17 protein-coding genes are annotated in these 15,251 nt (G+C 69.8%); 2 read left to right on the forward strand and 15 right to left on the reverse strand.

Annotation, left to right across the window (positions count from 1 at the left end; all coding sequences use genetic code 11):
- Positions 1-63: 63 nt before the first annotated feature.
- From nuoK to BJ982_RS02605, 13 genes are all read right to left on the reverse strand, one after another.
- Positions 64-360 carry an NADH-quinone oxidoreductase subunit NuoK gene (gene nuoK, locus BJ982_RS02545; protein ID WP_114029756.1) on the reverse strand — a complete coding sequence of 99 codons (297 nt, stop codon included), beginning with the start codon at positions 358-360 and terminating at the stop codon, positions 64-66.
- Positions 357-1,190 carry an NADH-quinone oxidoreductase subunit J gene (locus BJ982_RS02550; protein WP_184876183.1) on the reverse strand — a complete coding sequence of 278 codons (834 nt, stop codon included), beginning with the start codon at positions 1,188-1,190 and terminating at the stop codon, positions 357-359. Before BJ982_RS02550 ends, nuoK begins: the two co-directional genes overlap by 4 nt.
- Positions 1,183-1,698 carry an NADH-quinone oxidoreductase subunit NuoI gene (nuoI, locus tag BJ982_RS02555; RefSeq protein WP_184608782.1) on the reverse strand — a complete coding sequence of 172 codons (516 nt, stop codon included), beginning with the start codon at positions 1,696-1,698 and terminating at the stop codon, positions 1,183-1,185. Before nuoI ends, BJ982_RS02550 begins: the two co-directional genes overlap by 8 nt.
- Positions 1,685-3,037 carry an NADH-quinone oxidoreductase subunit NuoH gene (nuoH, locus tag BJ982_RS02560; RefSeq protein WP_184876185.1) on the reverse strand — a complete coding sequence of 451 codons (1,353 nt, stop codon included), beginning with the start codon at positions 3,035-3,037 and terminating at the stop codon, positions 1,685-1,687. Before nuoH ends, nuoI begins: the two co-directional genes overlap by 14 nt.
- Positions 3,034-5,463, reverse strand: coding sequence for an NADH-quinone oxidoreductase subunit G (locus BJ982_RS02565; RefSeq protein WP_184876187.1), 2,430 nt, complete (start codon positions 5,461-5,463; stop codon positions 3,034-3,036). The genes nuoH and BJ982_RS02565 overlap by 4 nt, the downstream gene beginning before the upstream one ends.
- Positions 5,460-6,749, reverse strand: coding sequence for an NADH-quinone oxidoreductase subunit NuoF (gene nuoF, locus BJ982_RS02570; protein ID WP_184876189.1), 1,290 nt, complete (start codon positions 6,747-6,749; stop codon positions 5,460-5,462). Before nuoF ends, BJ982_RS02565 begins: the two co-directional genes overlap by 4 nt.
- On the reverse strand, positions 6,746-7,423 hold the full coding sequence (gene nuoE / locus BJ982_RS02575) for an NADH-quinone oxidoreductase subunit NuoE (RefSeq protein ID WP_203959408.1): 678 nt from the start codon (positions 7,421-7,423) through the stop codon (positions 6,746-6,748). The genes nuoF and nuoE overlap by 4 nt, the downstream gene beginning before the upstream one ends.
- Positions 7,420-8,760, reverse strand: coding sequence for an NADH-quinone oxidoreductase subunit D (locus BJ982_RS02580; protein ID WP_184876191.1), 1,341 nt, complete (start codon positions 8,758-8,760; stop codon positions 7,420-7,422). The genes nuoE and BJ982_RS02580 overlap by 4 nt, the downstream gene beginning before the upstream one ends.
- Positions 8,757-9,449, reverse strand: a complete 693-nt coding sequence (locus tag BJ982_RS02585; protein ID WP_184876193.1) for an NADH-quinone oxidoreductase subunit C — start codon at positions 9,447-9,449, stop codon at positions 8,757-8,759. Before BJ982_RS02585 ends, BJ982_RS02580 begins: the two co-directional genes overlap by 4 nt.
- The gene (locus BJ982_RS02590; RefSeq protein WP_114029748.1) at positions 9,446-9,997 is read right to left on the reverse strand and encodes a NuoB/complex I 20 kDa subunit family protein; all 552 of its coding nucleotides are present in this window, start codon (positions 9,995-9,997) and stop codon (positions 9,446-9,448) included. The genes BJ982_RS02585 and BJ982_RS02590 overlap by 4 nt, the downstream gene beginning before the upstream one ends.
- Before the next feature lie 39 nt (positions 9,998-10,036).
- The gene (locus BJ982_RS02595) at positions 10,037-10,396 is read right to left on the reverse strand and encodes an NADH-quinone oxidoreductase subunit A (RefSeq protein ID WP_036325316.1); all 360 of its coding nucleotides are present in this window, start codon (positions 10,394-10,396) and stop codon (positions 10,037-10,039) included.
- Between the two features lie 93 nt (positions 10,397-10,489).
- Positions 10,490-11,764: a geranylgeranyl reductase family protein gene (locus tag BJ982_RS02600; protein WP_184876195.1), complete on the reverse strand. Its 1,275-nt coding sequence runs from the start codon at positions 11,762-11,764 to the stop codon at positions 10,490-10,492.
- 127 nt (positions 11,765-11,891) lie between these two features.
- On the reverse strand, positions 11,892-12,623 hold the full coding sequence (locus BJ982_RS02605; RefSeq protein WP_184876197.1) for a demethylmenaquinone methyltransferase: 732 nt from the start codon (positions 12,621-12,623) through the stop codon (positions 11,892-11,894).
- A 78-nt stretch (positions 12,624-12,701) separates the two neighbouring features.
- On the opposite strand from BJ982_RS02605, the gene BJ982_RS02610 reads away from it, so the two are divergent.
- Entirely contained in the window at positions 12,702-13,994 is a 1,293-nt protein-coding gene (locus BJ982_RS02610) for a delta-60 repeat domain-containing protein (RefSeq protein WP_184876199.1), read from the forward strand.
- On the opposite strand, the gene BJ982_RS02615 is transcribed toward BJ982_RS02610, so the two are convergent.
- Positions 13,991-14,191 (reverse strand): DUF4229 domain-containing protein, encoded by a 201-nt coding sequence (locus tag BJ982_RS02615; RefSeq protein ID WP_184876201.1) that lies wholly within the window; start codon positions 14,189-14,191, stop codon positions 13,991-13,993. The two genes, BJ982_RS02610 and BJ982_RS02615, sit on opposite strands and share 4 nt — an antisense overlap.
- 292 nt (positions 14,192-14,483) lie before the next feature.
- Between BJ982_RS02615 and BJ982_RS02620 the strand changes: the two genes are divergently transcribed.
- Positions 14,484-14,723 (forward strand): BldC family transcriptional regulator, encoded by a 240-nt coding sequence (locus BJ982_RS02620; RefSeq protein WP_184608804.1) that lies wholly within the window; start codon positions 14,484-14,486, stop codon positions 14,721-14,723.
- Between the two features lie 276 nt (positions 14,724-14,999).
- Here BJ982_RS02620 and BJ982_RS02625 read toward each other — a convergent pair whose 3' ends face one another.
- A complete protein-coding gene (locus BJ982_RS02625; protein ID WP_184876203.1) occupies positions 15,000-15,248 on the reverse strand; it encodes a hypothetical protein in 249 nt (82 codons plus the stop codon).
- Between the last annotated feature and the right edge of the window lie 3 nt (positions 15,249-15,251).

Consider the following 15,251-nt stretch of genomic DNA (forward strand, 5'->3'; position numbering starts at 1 on the left):
GGAGGCGCCGATCACTCCGCCCGAGTGCTGGACGATCTTGGCAGCGGTTTCCACGGCGACCTCTTAGTACTTCAGCAGGTTGGCGTCGTCCACCGACGCGGACCTGCGGGTTCGGAAGATCGTCACGATGATCGCCAGACCCACGACGACCTCCGCGGCGGCCACGATCATCACGAAGAACGCGATGATCTGGCCCTGGAGGTTGCCGTGCTGGCGGGCGAAGGTGACGAAAGCCAGGTTGCAGGCGTTGAGCATGAGCTCGACGCACATGAACACCACGATGGCGTTGCGGCGCACCAGCACGCCGACCGCCCCGATGGCGAACAGCAGCGCGGAGAGCACGAGGTAGTGGGTGGTCACTTGCCTTCCTCCTCGGCCGGGGCACGGCCCTCCGGCTCCTCGGCGACGGCCTGGACGACCTTGGGCTGCTCGGTGCCGGGGCCCTTGGCGACGTTCTTGAGCGCCTGGGCGAGCCGGGGGTTCTCCGGCAGCCGGCCGCGCTCGACGTCGTAGCGGGCGATGTAACGGTTGACCGACAGCTCCGAGACCGACCCGTCGGGCAGCAGCGCCGGCATGTCGATGGCGTTGTGCCGGGCGTAGGTGCCGGGGCCGGGCAGCGGGGTCGGGTGGTCGCCGAGGAAGCGGGCGCGGGCCAGGTCCTTCTGGGTGGGCTTGGGCGCGGTGCGCTCGCGGTGCGCCAGCACCATCGCGCCGAGCGCGGCGGTGATGAGCAGCGCGGAGGTGACCTCGAACGCGAAGACGTACCGCGTGAAGATCAGCGTCGCCAGGGTGGGGACGTTGCCGCCCTCGGCCTGGACGGCCCCGGACAGGCCCGCGGGCTCGCCGATCACCGCGTTGCCGATGCCCGCCGCGAGCAGGACGGCGAAGCCGAGGCCCGCGACGATGGCCCAGAACCGCTGGCCCTTGATCGTCTCCACCAGTGAGTCGGAGGAGTCGACGCCGACCAGCATGAGCACGAACAGGAAGAGCATCATGACCGCGCCGGTGTAGACGATGATCTGCACCACGGCGAGGAACGGGGCGTCCTGCACGGCGTAGAGAACCGCCAGCGAGAGCATCACCACGCCCAGCATGAGCGCGGAGTACACCGCCTTGCGGCTGAAGACGAGTCCGAACGCCGCGGCCACCGAGACGACCGCCAGCACCCAGAACGTGATGGTCTCACCCATTGCTTCGGCCCAACCGGTAGTAGTCCTCTTCGGTGTCGCCGAGCCGCATCGGGTGCGGCGGCACCTCCATGCCGGGGCCGAGCGGCGCGAGCAGCATCTCCTTGGTGTAGATGAGGCTCTCGCGGCTCGCGTCCGCGAGCTCGTACTCGTTCGTCATCGTGAGCGCCCGCGTGGGGCACGCCTCGATGCACAGGCCGCACAGGATGCACCGCAGGTAGTTGATCTGGTACGTCCTGCCGTACCGCTCACCCGGGGAGTAGCGCTCCTCCTCGGTGTTGTCGGCGCCTTCCACGTAGATGGCGTCCGCCGGGCACGCCCAGGCGCACAGCTCGCACCCGACGCACTTCTCCAGACCGTCCGGCCAGCGGTTCAGCTGGTGACGCCCGTGGAAGCGCGGCGCGGTCGGCCGCTTCTCCTCGGGGTAGTTCGTCGTCACCGGCTTCTTGAACATGTGGTGGAAGGTGACGCCGAACCCCTTCACGGGGTTCAGGAAATCAGTTAGTCCCACTGGGGACCTCCTTGCGTCCGTTGACGCCGTGGTAGTGCGGCAGGTCCAGCGCCGGGACGGGGAACCCGCCGGCCGTGGGCTCGTCGCGGAGCCGCTCGAACTCGGCCTCGGCCTCGGCGGCCCTGGCCTCTCTGCGACGCTGGGCGACCGTGTCGAAGCGGAAGTAGATCGCGAGGCAGCCGACGACGACGAGCGCCGCGATCACCATCACGAGCGTCTTGTTCGCGCCCTCGATCTGGGTGGCCCGCACGGTGGCGACCACGAGGATCCATCCCAGGTTGAGCGGGATGAGGATCTTCCAGCCGAACGCCATGAGCTGGTCGTAGCGGATACGCGGCAGCGAGGCGCGCACCCAGACGAAGAACCCGAACACCAGCACGAGCTTGAGGAAGAACCACAGCATCGGCCACCAGCCGGCGTTGGCGCCGTCCCACAGGGAGATCGGCCACGGCGCCCGCCAGCCGCCGAGGAACAACGTGATGCACAGGCCCGAGACGGTGAAGATGTTGACGTACTCGGCGAGCATGAACATCGCGAACTTCAGCGACGAGGAGTACTCGGTGTGGAAGCCGCCGACCAGCTCGCCCTCGCCCTCGGGGAGGTCGAACGGCACGCGGTTGGTCTCGCCGAGCATCGTGATCACGTAGATCAGGAACGACGGGATCAGCAGGATCGCGTACCAGGACGGCAGCGGGATGTCGAGCGAGCCGAGGTGCCACGTCGCGCCGGAGGCCTGCTTGGCGACGATCTCGGACGTGGACAGCGTGCCCGCGAACAGGAACACCGCCACGAACGACAGGCCCATGGCGATCTCGTAGGAGATCACCTGGGCCGTGGAGCGCAGGCCGCCCAGCACCGCGTACGGCGAGCGCGAGCCCCAGCCGGCGAGCACGATGCCGTACACGCCGATCGAGGCCATCGCGAGCACCACCAGCACCGCGACCGGGAGGTCGGTGAGCTGGAGAGGCGTGCGGTGGCCGAACATCGACACGACCGGCCCGAACGGGATGATCGAGTACGACAGGAAGGCCGGCACCGCGATGATGACCGGGGCGAGGATGTAGACGACCTTGTCGACCGTGCGCGGGAGGATGTCCTCCTTGAGCCCCATCTTCAGGCCGTCGGCCACCGACTGCAGCAGGCCGAACTTGCCCGCGCGGTTGGGGCCGTAGCGGTGCTGCATGCGCGAGATGAGCTTGCGCTCGGTCCACACGCCGAACAGCACGCCGAGCATCAGGAAGACGAAGATGAACACGGCCTTGATGATGGAGATCCACAAGGGATCCTTGCCGAAGTCGGCGAGGGTCGGCCCCGCCGGGTCGGCGAGAAGAGCTCTCATGACTCGCTCCCGATCTTGACGACGTCGCCGGCCACGGCCCGCAGGTCGCGGGTGACCGAGCAGCCCGCCGAGTGCGCCGGCACCCAGACCACGCGGTCGGGAAGGTCGGCCACCCGGACGGGCAGCGTGACCGAGCCGCCCTCCGTGGTGATGGTGACCTTACCGCCGTCGAGGGCTCCGATCTCGGCCGCCGTGGACTCCGACACCAGTGCTTCCACCGGGCGTGCCGTCCCGGCGAGGAACGGCTCGCCGTCCTGCATGCGGCCGGAGTCGAGCAGCAGCCGCCAGGTCGCCAGCAGGGCCTCCCCGGCGCGCGGGGCGCGCGGCGTGCCGCCGGTGACGGCGGGACCGTTCGGCCGGGCCCCGCGCCAGGCGCCGAGGGCGGCGAGCTCGCGCCGGGCGGCGGCGGGGTCGGGCAGGCCGAGGTGCACGTCCATGTGGTCGGCGATGGCGGCGATCGCGCGCAGGTCGCTCAGCACGCCCGGGACCTCGATGGCCCGCTCGAACGAGCGGCCGCGGCCCTCCCAGTCGACGAACGTGCCGCCCTTCTCCGACGTGGCGGCGATGGGGAGCACGACGTCGGCGCGGTCGGTGACGGCGCCGGCCCGCATCTCCAGCGAGACGATGAACGGGGTGTTCTCCAGGGCCGCGAGCGCGGCCTCGGGGTCGGGCAGGTCGTAGGGGTCGACGCCGCCGACGACCAGGGCCTCCAGCTCGCCGTCCAGGGCGGCGGCCAGGATGCCGGAGGTGTCGCGCCCGGCGGCCTCTGGCAGAGTCGAGACGTTCCAGACGCGGGCGACCTCGGCGCGGGCCGTGGCGTCCCCGGCGGGGCGTCCGATCGGCAGCAGGTTCGGCAGGGCGCCGGCCTCGACCGCGCCGCGCTCGCCGGCCCTGCGGGGCACCCAGGCGAGCCGGGCGCCGGAGCCGGCGGCCAGCCGGAGGACGGCGGACAGGGCGCCGCGCGAGGTGGCGAGGCGCTCGCCCACCAGGATGACCGCGCCGGGCAGCCGCAGCGCCTCGGCCGCGGGGGTCGCGCCGGAGACCAGGTCGCCGAGGGCCTCGGCCTCCGCGCCGGGCAGCGTGCGCAGCAGCGTGCCGCCCATCTTGGCGAGGCTCGGCGTGGCGAACGGGGCCAGTGAGAAGACCCGCAGACCGTGCTTGCGCCACGCCTTGCGCAGGCGCAGGAAGACGATCGGCGACTCCTCCTCGGGCTCGAACCCGGCCAGGAGCACGGCGGGAGCCTTCTCCAGGTCGGCGTAGGAGACCTCGATGCCCTTGCCGGCGACGGCGTGGGCCAGGAAGGCGGCCTCCTCGTCCGAGGCGCCGCGGGCGCGGAAGTCGATGTCGTTGGTGGCCAGGGCGATGCGGGCGAACTTGGAGTAGGCGTAGGCGTCCTCCACGGTCACCCGGCCGCCGACCAGCACGCCGGCCCTGCCGCGCGCCCGGGCGAGCCCCTCGGCGGCGGCGGTGAGGGCCTCGGGCCAGGACGCCGGGCGCAGGTAGCCCTCTTCGTCGCGGACCAGCGGGGTGCGCAGACGGTCGGGCTGGGCGGCGTAGGCGAAGGCCCAGCGGCCCTTGTCGCAGTTCCACTCCTCGTTGACCTGCGGGTCGTCGCCGGCGAGGCGGCGGGTGACCTTGCCGCGCCGGTGGTCGGTGCGCAGGGCGCAGCCGCTGGCGCAGTGCTCGCAGGCGCTCGGGGTGGAGACCAGGTCGAACGGCCGGGCGCGGAAGCGGTAGGCGGCGCCGGTGAGCGCGCCGACCGGGCAGATCTGGACGGTGTTGCCCGAGTAGTACGACTGCAGCGGCTCGCCGTCGGCGACGCCGACCTGCTCGGCGGCGCCGCGCTCGAAGAAGTCGATCAGCGGGTCGCCGGCGATCTCATCGGAGAAGCGGATGCAGCGGGCGCACTGGACGCAGCGCTCGCGGTCGAGCAGCACCTCGCTGGACAGCGGGATCGGCTTCTCGAAGGTGCGCTTGGCCTCCTCGAACCGGGACTCGCCCTGGCCGTTGGACATGGCCTGGTTCTGCAGGGGGCACTCGCCGCCCTTGTCGCAGACCGGGCAGTCCAGCGGGTGGTTCAGCAGCAGCATCTCCATGACACCGCGCTGGGCCTTCTCGGCGACCGGCGAGGTGAGCTGGGTCTGCACGACCATGCCGTCGGCGACCTCGATGGCGCAGGACGGCTGCGGCTTCGGGAAGCCCCTGCCGTTGCCGGCGTCGGTGATCTCCACCAGGCACTGGCGGCAGTTGGCGGCCGGCGCGAGCAGCGGGTGGTCGCAGAACCTCGGGATCTGGACGCCCAGCATCTCGGCGGCCCGGATGATCAGCGTTCCCTTCGGGACGCTGATCTGGAAGCCGTCGATGGTGAGGGTCACCATGTCGACCGGCTGATCGACCGATCCCGCCGAGGGTGTCTGTACTGTCATGCCTTACCCCACACAGTTGACGCGGCGTGATCGAACGGGCAGCCGCCGATCTCGAAGTGCTTGAGGTACTCGTCGCGGAAGTGCTTCACCGACGAATGGATGGGGCTGGTGGCGCCGTCGCCGAGCGCGCAGAACGACCGGCCGAGGATGTTGTCCGCGATGTCGGTGATCGTGGCGAGGTCGTCCTCGGTGCCCTGCCCCTTCTCCAGCCGCCTGAGCACCTGCTTGAGCCAGTAGGTGCCCTCACGGCAGGGGGTGCACTTGCCGCAGGACTCGTGGGCGTAGAACTCGGTCCAGCGCAGGACGGCCCGGACGACGCAGGTGGTCTCGTCGAAGATCTGCAGCGCTCGGGTGCCGAGCATGGAGCCCTTGGCGCCGACCGACTCGAAGTCCAGCGGGACGTCCAGGTGCTCGTCGGTGAAGATCGGCGTCGAGGAGCCGCCGGGCGTCCAGAACTTCAGGCGGTGCCCGGCGCGGATGCCGCCCGCCATGTCGAGCAGCTCGCGCAGGGTGATGCCGAGGGGCGCCTCGTACTGCCCGGGACGGGTGACGTGGCCGCTCAGCGAGAAGATGCCGAAGCCCTTGGACTTCTCGGTGCCCATCGCGGCGAACCAGTCGGCGCCGTTGGCGATGATGCTGGGAACGCTGGCGATCGATTCGACGTTGTTCACGACGGTGGGACACGCGTACAGGCCCGCCACGGCGGGGAAGGGAGGCTTGAGGCGAGGTTGACCTCTGTAGCCTTCCAGCGAGTCCAGCAGCGCCGTCTCCTCGCCGCAGATGTAGGCGCCGGCGCCGGTGTGCACGACCACGTCGAGGTCGTAGCCGGAGCCGAAGATGTCGGTGCCCAGGTAGCCCTTCTCGTAGGCCTCCCGGACGGCCGCCTGCACCCGCCGGATGACGTGCAGCACCTCGCCGCGCACGTAGATGAAGGCGTGGTTGGCGCGGATCGCGTAGGACGTGATGATGACGCCTTCCACCAGCGCGTGGGGGTTGGCCATCATGAGCGGGATGTCCTTGCACGTCCCGGGCTCGGACTCGTCGGCGTTGACGACCAGGTAGTGCGCCTTGCCGTCGCCCTGGGGAATGAAGCCCCACTTCATGCCGGTCGGGAAGCCGGCGCCGCCGCGCCCGCGCAGGCCCGAGTCCTTGACGGCCTTGATGATGGCGTCGGGGTCCTGGGCGAGGGCCTTCTTGGCCGACTCGTACGGGCCGTAGCCGTCGAGGGTGAAGGCGTCGGCGCGGTCCCAGTTGGCCGTGAGGACCGGCGTCAGGGTGGTGCTCATTCGGTGGCCCCCTTCGAGGGCGCGGGGGCGGTCCAGCCGTTCGCCTTGGCGACCTTGAGGCCCTCAAGGGAGGCGCCCGCGGCCGTGGGGCCGTCGCCCGCCTGGCCGTCGGGCAGGCCGGCGAGCACGCGCGAGGCCTCCTTGAAGGTGCACAGGCGGCCGGGGCCGCGCGTGGGGGCGACCTCCTTGCCGGCGCGCAGGTCGTCGACGAGCTGCTTGGCGGTCTCGGGGGTCTGGTTGTCGAAGAACTCCCAGTTGACCATCATGACCGGCGCGAAGTCGCAGGCCGCGTTGCACTCCAGGCGCTCCAGCGAGATCTTGCCGTCGGCGGTGGTCTCGCCGTTGCCGGCGCCGACGTGCTCGCTGAGCTCCTCCCAGATCTGGTCGCCGCCCATGATCGCGCACAGCGAGTTGATGCACACGCCGACGTGATACTCGCCCGCGGGCCTGCGCTTGTACATCGTGTAGAACGTCGACACGCCCACGACCTCGGCCTTGCTGAGGCCGAGCATCTCGGCGCAGAACTCGTGCCCGGCGTCGGAGACGTAGCCCTCCTCCGACTGCACCAGGTGGAGCAGCGGCAGCAGCGCCGAGCGGCTCTTCGGGTAACGGCCGATGATCTCTTTGGCGTCGCGTTCGAGACGCTCGCGGACTTCCGGCGAGAATGTCGTCACCGGTCCACACCTCCCATGACCGGGTCGATCGATGCGACCGCGGCGATCACGTCGGCGACCATGCCGCCTTCGCAGGTGGCGGGCACCGCCTGCAGGTTCGTGAAGGACGGGTCGCGGAAGTGCACGCGGTAGGGGCGCGTGCCGCCGTCGCTCACCACGTGCGCGCCGAGCTCGCCGCGCGGCGACTCCACCGCGACGTACGCCTGCCCGGCGGGGACCCGGAAGCCCTCGGTCACCAGCTTGAAGTGGTGGATGAGCGCTTCCATGGAGGTGCTCATGATGTGGGCGATGTGGTCGGGCGAGTTGCCGAGCCCGTCGGGGCCGAGCGCGAGCTGCGACGGCCAGCCGATCTTCTTGTCCTCGATCATGACGGGCTTGCCCTTGAGCTCGGATCCGGAGAGCCGGTCCAGGCACTGCCCGATGATCTTGAGGGACTCCTCCATCTCGGCCACGCGCACGAGGTAGCGGCCGTAGACGTCGCAGGTGGTCTCGACCGGCACGTCGAAGTCGTAGGTCTCGTAGCCGCAGTAGGGCTGCGACTTGCGCAGGTCCCACGGCAGGCCGGCGGCGCGCAGCATGGGGCCGGTGATGCCGAGGGCCATGCAGCCGGTGAGGTCGAGGTAGGCGACGTCCTTGGTGCGCCGGGTGTAGGCCGGGTTCTCGTCCAGCAGCTTGCGCATCTCCTTGATGCGCACCGGCATGATCTTGAGGAACTCGCCGATCTTGTCGACCGCCCCGGCGGGCAGGTCGACGGAGACGCCGCCCGGCCGGACGTAGGCCATGTTCATGCGCAGGCCGGTGATGTACTCGAACAGGTCGAGCACCAACTCGCGCTCGCGGAAGCCGAACAGCATCGGCGTGGTGGCGCCGAGCTCCATGCCGAAGGTCGCGATGGCCACCAGGTGGGAGGAGATGCGGTTGAGCTCCATCATCATGACCCGGATGGCCTGCGCGCGGGCGGGCACCCGGTCGGTGATGCCGAGGAGCTTCTCGACCGCCAGGCAGTACGCCGCCTCGTTGAAGATCGGCGAGAGATAGTCCATGCGGGTGACGAACGTGACCCCCTGGGTCCACGTCCGGAACTCCATGTTCTTCTCGATGCCGGTGTGCAGGTAACCGATGCCCACCCGGGCCTCGGTGACCGACTCGCCGTCGAGGGTGAGCACGAGCCGGAGCACGCCGTGCGTGGACGGGTGCTGCGGGCCCATGTTGACGACCAGGCGCTCCTCCGCCGACTCGGCGACCGCGCCGACGACGTCGTCCCAGTCCTGGCCGTTGACGTTGTAGACCCGGCCCTCGGCCGCGTCGCCCGAGGTCTCGTCGTGGATGGCGGTCATGCGTACGACCTCCTCTGGTCCGGCGCGGGGATGGTGGCGCCGCGGTACTCCACCGGGATGCCGCCGAGCGGGTAGTCCTTGCGCTGCGGGTGGCCCTCCCAGTCGTCCGGCATCTCGATGCGGGTCAGGGCGGGGTGGCCGTCGAAGACGATCCCGAAGAAGTCGTAGGTCTCGCGTTCGTGCCAGTCGTGCGTCGGGTAGACCGAAACCGTGGATGGAATGTGCGGATCGGAGTCGGGACAGGTGACTTCGACACGTACACGCCGGTTGTAGGTGATCGAGCACAGGTGGTAGACCGCGTGCAGTTCCGCGCCCTCGTCCTCGGGGTAGTGCACGCCCGAGACGCCGAGCGAGAGCTCGAAGCGCAGGGCGGGGTCGTCCCGGAGGTGGCTCATGACCGCGGAGAGGTGCTCGCGCGACACGTGCAGGGTGAGCTCGCCGCGGTCGGCGACGACGCGCTCGACCATGCCGGCGAAGGACTCGCCCGCGGCGGCCTCCAGGGCGTCGGCGACCTCGTCGAAGTAGCCGCCGTACGGCCTGGCGCTGGACGGCTTCGGCGCGCGGCGCACGACCAGGCGGCCGTAGCCCGAGGTGTCGCCGGAGCCGCTGACGCCGAACATGCCGCGGCGCGCGACGGGTTCCTCCGGCACCCCGGGAAGGTTGTCGGGGTTGGTGGGTCCAGTGCTCATTTCGGGGTCCCCTGATCGATGAGCGGCAGCGACCGCAGAGCCTGGAGCTCCAGCTCGTCGATCTGCTTGGCGCGGTGGGCGCCGAACTTCATGTTCTGGATCTTGTCGTGCAGCTTGACGATCGCGTCGATGAGCATCTCGGGGCGCGGCGGGCAGCCGGGCAGGTAGATGTCCACGGGCACGACGTGGTCCACGCCCTGCACGATCGCGTAGTTGTTGAACATGCCACCGCTGGAGGCGCACACGCCCATGGCGATGACCCACTTGGGCTCGGCCATCTGGTCGTAGATCTGGCGCAGCACGGGCGCCATCTTCTGCGAGAGCCTGCCGGCCACGATCATCAGGTCGGCCTGGCGGGGGGAGGCCGACGCGCGTTCCATGCCGAACCTGGCCAGGTCGTGGTTCGGACCGCCCGTGGCCATCAGCTCGATGGCGCAGCAGGCCAGGCCGAACGTCGCCGGCCACACCGAGTTCTTACGCGCCCACCCGGCCGCCTGTTCCACGGTCGACAGGATGAACCCGCTCGGCAATTTCTCTTCGAGACCCATGTCAGTGCTTCCTCTCGCGCGCCTCCGGCACGCTGCCTCTCAGTCCCAGTCCAGGCCGCGGCGGCGCCACACGTAGGCGTAGGCGACCAGGACGGTGACGATGAACAGCACCATCTCGACCAGTCCGAAGACCCCGAGCTTGTCGAACGCGACCGCCCACGGATAAAGGAAGATGATCTCGATGTCGAACACGATGAAGAGCATCGCGGTGATCATGTACTTCAGCGGGAACCGGCCGCCGCCGACGGGCTGCGGGGTGGGCTCGATGCCGCATTCGTAGGCGTCGAGCTTCGCCCGGTTCCACCGCTTGGGGCCGGTGAACGGGGCGATGCCCACGGAGAAGACGGCGAATCCCGCCGCGAGGACCGCGAGCACCAATATTGGTACGTACAGTTCCATCGCTATGCGTCCCCTCTGAGCGCTGGCGCGTCGGTCAATCGGTTGCTGAGTCTAGGCAGGGCGATCATCGATCTTCGTTCCGGGTGCTGGATGTCATGCCGGTGGCGTGACCTTGGACAGGGCGTTGATGATCCGGTCTGACGCATCGCCCCGCCGGTCCGTGAGATTAGCAAGGAGTTTCAGAGCGAACCGCATCAGAGTGGGATGTGGCAGGCCGTGCCGCGTGAGAAAGCCCATCACGCCCGGCTTGCCGATGGCCTCGACGAACAGCCGCCCCAGAGTGAAGTAACCGCCGTAGGCGTCCTTGAGCGTCTTCGGGTAGGCGCGCAGCACGCGCTCGCGGCCCGCGGGGGCCGCGGCGGAGAGGGCGGTCGCGATGACGTCGGCCGCGATCCTGCCGGTCTCCATGGCGTAGGCGATGCCCTCGCCGTTGAAGGGGTTGATCATGCCGCCGGCGTCGCCGACGAGGACGAGGCCGCGGGTGTAGTGAGGCTGCCGGTTGAAGGCCATCGGCAGCGCCGCGCCGCGCACGGGGCCGGTCATGTTCTCTTCCGAGAACTCCCACTCGGCGGGCATGTTCCTGACCCACCGGCGCAGCAGGTCGCGGTAGTCGAGGTTCTGGAACGCCTCGCTGGTGTTGAGCAGGCCGAGCCCGACGTTGCTGGTGCCGTCGCCGACGCCGAACACCCAGCCGTAGCCCGGGAGCAGGCGTGCCGAGCCGTCCGGCTCGGTGTCCCACAGCTCCAGCCAGGACTCCAGCCAGTCGTCGTCGTGGCGCGGGCTGGTGAAGTACGTGCGCACGGCCACGCCCATCGGGCGGTCGTCGCGCTTGCGCAGGCCCATCGACAGCGACAGGCGCGAGGAGTTGCCGTCGGCGGCCACCACCAGGCGGGAGCGGGCGGTGAACGACTCGCCGTCCCGCTTGGCGGTCACGCCGGTGACGTGGCCGCTGCGCGCGTCCAGCACGGGGCCGGTGACGTTGACGCCCTGCAGGAGCCGGACGCCGCCGCGCTCGGCGTTGGACGCCAGGATCTGGTCGAAGTCCATGCGCGTGCGGACCAGGCCGTAGCCGGGGTAGCTGGACAGCTCGGGCCAGGCCAGTTCCAGGCGCATGCCGCCGCCGACGACGCGTAGGCCCTTGTTGCGTATCCACCCGGGGCCGTCGACGTCGACGCCCATGGCGATCAGTTCCTTGACGGCGCGCGGCGTCAGACCGTCCCCGCACACCTTCTCGCGCGGGAACCGGGTCTTCTCCAGGAGCAGGACGTCGTAGCCGGCCTGCGCGAGGTAGAAGGCCGTGGTCGAACCCGCGGGTCCGGCGCCGACGACGATGACGTCGGCGTCCGCCGCAGGGGTTGACTCGCTCACGGGACCTGTCCTGTCCTAGGTGCCGAGGGCCTGGGGACCGGGGCCTTCGTTCCTTTGTGAACCACTTCACAAACTTGTCGGCGGAAGTCTAACCCTTTTTCCCTGCCCGCTGTCAGATGGAGCTTACCTACTTGCCCACGGTTGGTTTAACCGCCCGATGCAGTGCCACGATGCCGAGCGAAAGATTGCGCCAGGCGACCCGTTCCCACCCCGCCTCGCGCACCAGCCGGGCCAGGCCGGCCTGGTCGGGCCAGGCGCGGATCGACTCGGCGAGATATTCGTAGGAGTCGGGATTGGAGCTGACCACACGGGCCACGGGAGGCAGCAGCCGCATCAGATATTGGCTGTAAACCAGGTCGAACGACTTGATCGTCGGCCGGGAGAACTCGCAGATCACGAGCCGTCCGCCGGGCCTGGTGACGCGCAGCATCTCACGCAGCGCCTCCACCGTGTCGTTGACGTTTCGCAACCCGAACGAGATGGTCGCGACGTCGAAGGTGTCGTCGGCGAACGGCAGGCGCAGGGCGTCCCCGGCGACGAAGGTGACACCGCCGGGGCCCGCGTCCAGGCCCGAGCTCCCGCGCCGGGCGGCGCCCGTGCGCAGCATGCCGAGCGAGAAGTCGCAGGCGATCGCGCGCGCCCCCAGGCCGGTGAACGACTCCGACGAGGTGCCCGTGCCGGCGGCCAGGTCGAGGACCAGCTCACCCGGGCCCGCGTCGACGGCGGCGGCGGTCGCTCTGCGCCAGAGGCGGTCTTGGCCGAGAGATAGGACATCGTTGACCAAGTCGTAACGCCGGGCCGTGCGATCGAACATCGCCGCGACCTCGTGCGGTCGCTTGTCCAGGGAAGCACGCGTCATGCGGACAAGCTTAGTGGCCACGCGTTCATCCACCCAAAGTAGTCGCTTCATCACCGAGCGTCTGCTAGGACTTGGGGAATGCCGACCCGAAAGCCGGCCGCCGCGGCCGCCTCTCTGCTCGCGGGGGCCATCGCCCTGCTCCCCTGCGCCGCCGCCCGCGCCGGGACCGTCCCGCACCCCCGCGTGGTCTCCCCCGACCCCGTCGACCACACCCCGCACGTGCTCGACGGCATCGTCAACGCCTTCGCCCTGGTGGGGAGGACGGTCGTGGTCGGCGGCGAGTTCACCCGGGTGCGCGAGGCGCGGGGCGGGGCCGCGCTGCGCAGGTCCAACCTGTTCGCCTACGACCTGCTCACCGGCCGGGTGGACCCGCGTTTCTCGCCCGAGGTGGACGGCCCGGTGCGCGCGCTGGTGGCGGGCCCTCGTGGAACGGTCTACGTCGGGGGCGGCTTCCTCTCGGCCGGGCGGCCCGGCGGCCGGGACGGCGCGGCGCGCGGCCTCGCGCGGTTGTCGCTGGCCGACGGCGCCCCGGCGCCGGGCTTCGCCGCGCCGGTGAGCGGCGGCGAGGTGCTGAGCCTGGTGCTCCGGGGCGGCAAGCTGTACGTCGGCGGCGACTTCGAGGGCGTGTCCGGCGCCTCGCGGCCGGCGCTCGCCCGCCTGGACGCCGCGACCGGCGGCCTCGACCCGTCCTTCACCGTCACGCCGGGCGGGGGGAGGGGAGGCTCGCCGAAGGTCTACGCGATGGCCGCGACCCGTGACCGTCTCGCCGTGGACGGCTCGTTCACCACGCTGGACGGCCTGCGCCGCCCTCAGCTGGGCCTGATCGACATCGGCATGGGCCGCCCGACCGTCGCCCCCTGGCACACCGAGGCGTACGCCCCCGCGTGTAAGGAGGCGTTTCCCTCTTACGTTCGGGGCCTGGATTTCTCACCCGACGGGCAGTATTTCGTCGTAGTGACGACAGGCGGCGCGAAGGGCACGGGCAAGCTGTGCGATTCCGCGGCGCGGTTCGAGACGTATTCACCGGGTTCACCGGGCCGCGCGATCCGGCCCACTTGGGTGAACTTCACCGGCGGCGACTCACTGTACTCGGTGGCGGTGACCGGCGCCGCGGTCTACGTCGGCGGGCATCAGCGCTGGCTGGACAACCCGCGGGGCTCGGACTCGGCCGGGCCGGGCGCGGTGCCGAGGCCGGGCATTGCCGCGATTCACCCCGGCACCGGCAAAGCCCTCACATGGAACCCGACTCGCGACCGCGGCATCGGAGTCAAAGCGTTCCTGGCTCACAAAGGCGGCCTTCTCGTCGGAAGCGACACCACGCACCTCGGACACGAGTACCATGCCCGGGTCGGCATGTTCCCGCTCCCTTAACCCTTGCGGCCCTTGCTGATCTGCTCACTCACCGCGTCACGCTGCTTGGACAGCAGCACGTAGCTGGCGACGCCACTGATCACGAAACTGATCACCAGCAGCCAGAACGCGTTGTGGATGCCGATCAGGTAGAGCACACCGAGGGTGACGGCGAACAGGCCGAGCCGTGACGCGGTGTAGACGATAAACGGTCGCACAGCGTCGAGGTTACGCCACCGGCCCGATGGAGCGGTCTAGGGCACCCCCGCACGGCCGCCGATTAAGACCCCGGAGCTTTACCGGCTCACTTCGCATCGGGCGCGAGCACTGCTAGTGTTCCCAACACGGCGCTTAAGTAAAGAAACACCCACGAGCGCCCCAAAGAGGCTCTATCATATAACAAACGGGCAGTCAGCTGATAACAACCCGTGATCTATCGATGTAAATCACGGATATATCAGATTTGGCTCGGCAAACTGGATACCTGTCCGCCCGCTTCAGGGACGCGGGATGCGAGGGGGAGAGATTGTGGAGAGTAGCAGCGAACGTCTGCTGACCCCCGGAGAGGTTGCCGCCCTCTTCCGGGTCGATCCAAAAACGGTGACGCGCTGGGCAGCGGCAGGCCGTATCAGCAGCATCCGTACCCCCGGAGGGCACCGGCGTTTCCGCGAGTCGGAGGTGCACGCTCTCCTGCGTGGCGAGGAAGTTCTCACGGCCGAACGGCCGGGCGGCGACTCGCCGCGTGTCTGATCCACTGGTGCGAGCTGGCCGGGCCTGGCGATCTTCGCGAGGCACGGTGAACTCCAACAGCGTGACGCGCCACCCGGTGATCCTGCGCGCCTCCCGGAAGCCGCAGGGTCACTGTTCTTTTTAGTCCATGTCATAAATGCATTTACGGATGTGATTGAACGTCGGCCGGGACGCCCACACGGCAGGGCACCAGATCCGGTACCGCGGGGAAGCCACGACCCGCGGCCCCGGCCGGCCCGGGATCCCCCCGTCCACGGCCGGCGTCTCAGCGGTCCCTCAGCGGTCATGGCCCGACTGGGACTCCTTGAACGCCAGGAACTCCCGCTCCAGCTCGTCGTTCCCCTCCCGCCAGCGCCTGCGCCGCTCGGCGTCCTGCTCCTCGGTGACGGCCTCGGGCAGCCACCGATCGTAGTCGGGGTCGCCCGGCTCGATCTCCACGTAGGCGTTGCCGATCAGGCGCCCGTCATCACTGGCCAGGGTCTGCGGTATCCGCAAGGTCCCGTCCGCGAGACGGATGACGTACATGAC

Origin of the sequence: Sphaerisporangium siamense (genome assembly GCF_014205275.1) — a bacterium.
GTDB lineage: Bacteria > Actinomycetota > Actinomycetes > Streptosporangiales > Streptosporangiaceae > Sphaerisporangium > Sphaerisporangium siamense.

Coding starts and splice junctions, on each gene's coding strand:
- BJ982_RS02610 (WP_184876199.1), top strand. CDS start 12,702: ATGCCGACCCGAAAGCCGGCCGCCGCGGCCGCCTCTCTGCTCGCGGGG.
- nuoF (WP_184876189.1), bottom strand. CDS start 6,749: ATGAGCACCACCCTGACGCCGGTCCTCACGGCCAACTGGGACCGCGCC.
- BJ982_RS02625 (WP_184876203.1), bottom strand. CDS start 15,248: ATGTACGTCATCCGTCTCGCGGACGGGACCTTGCGGATACCGCAGACC.
- BJ982_RS02585 (WP_184876193.1), bottom strand. CDS start 9,449: ATGAGCACTGGACCCACCAACCCCGACAACCTTCCCGGGGTGCCGGAG.
- nuoH (WP_184876185.1), bottom strand. CDS start 3,037: ATGAGAGCTCTTCTCGCCGACCCGGCGGGGCCGACCCTCGCCGACTTC.
- BJ982_RS02595 (WP_036325316.1), bottom strand. CDS start 10,396: ATGGAACTGTACGTACCAATATTGGTGCTCGCGGTCCTCGCGGCGGGA.
- BJ982_RS02590 (WP_114029748.1), bottom strand. CDS start 9,997: ATGGGTCTCGAAGAGAAATTGCCGAGCGGGTTCATCCTGTCGACCGTG.
- BJ982_RS02580 (WP_184876191.1), bottom strand. CDS start 8,760: ATGACCGCCATCCACGACGAGACCTCGGGCGACGCGGCCGAGGGCCGG.
- BJ982_RS02565 (WP_184876187.1), bottom strand. CDS start 5,463: ATGACAGTACAGACACCCTCGGCGGGATCGGTCGATCAGCCGGTCGAC.
- BJ982_RS02620 (WP_184608804.1), top strand. CDS start 14,484: ATGCGAGGGGGAGAGATTGTGGAGAGTAGCAGCGAACGTCTGCTGACC.
- BJ982_RS02605 (WP_184876197.1), bottom strand. CDS start 12,623: ATGACGCGTGCTTCCCTGGACAAGCGACCGCACGAGGTCGCGGCGATG.
- BJ982_RS02550 (WP_184876183.1), bottom strand. CDS start 1,190: ATGGGTGAGACCATCACGTTCTGGGTGCTGGCGGTCGTCTCGGTGGCC.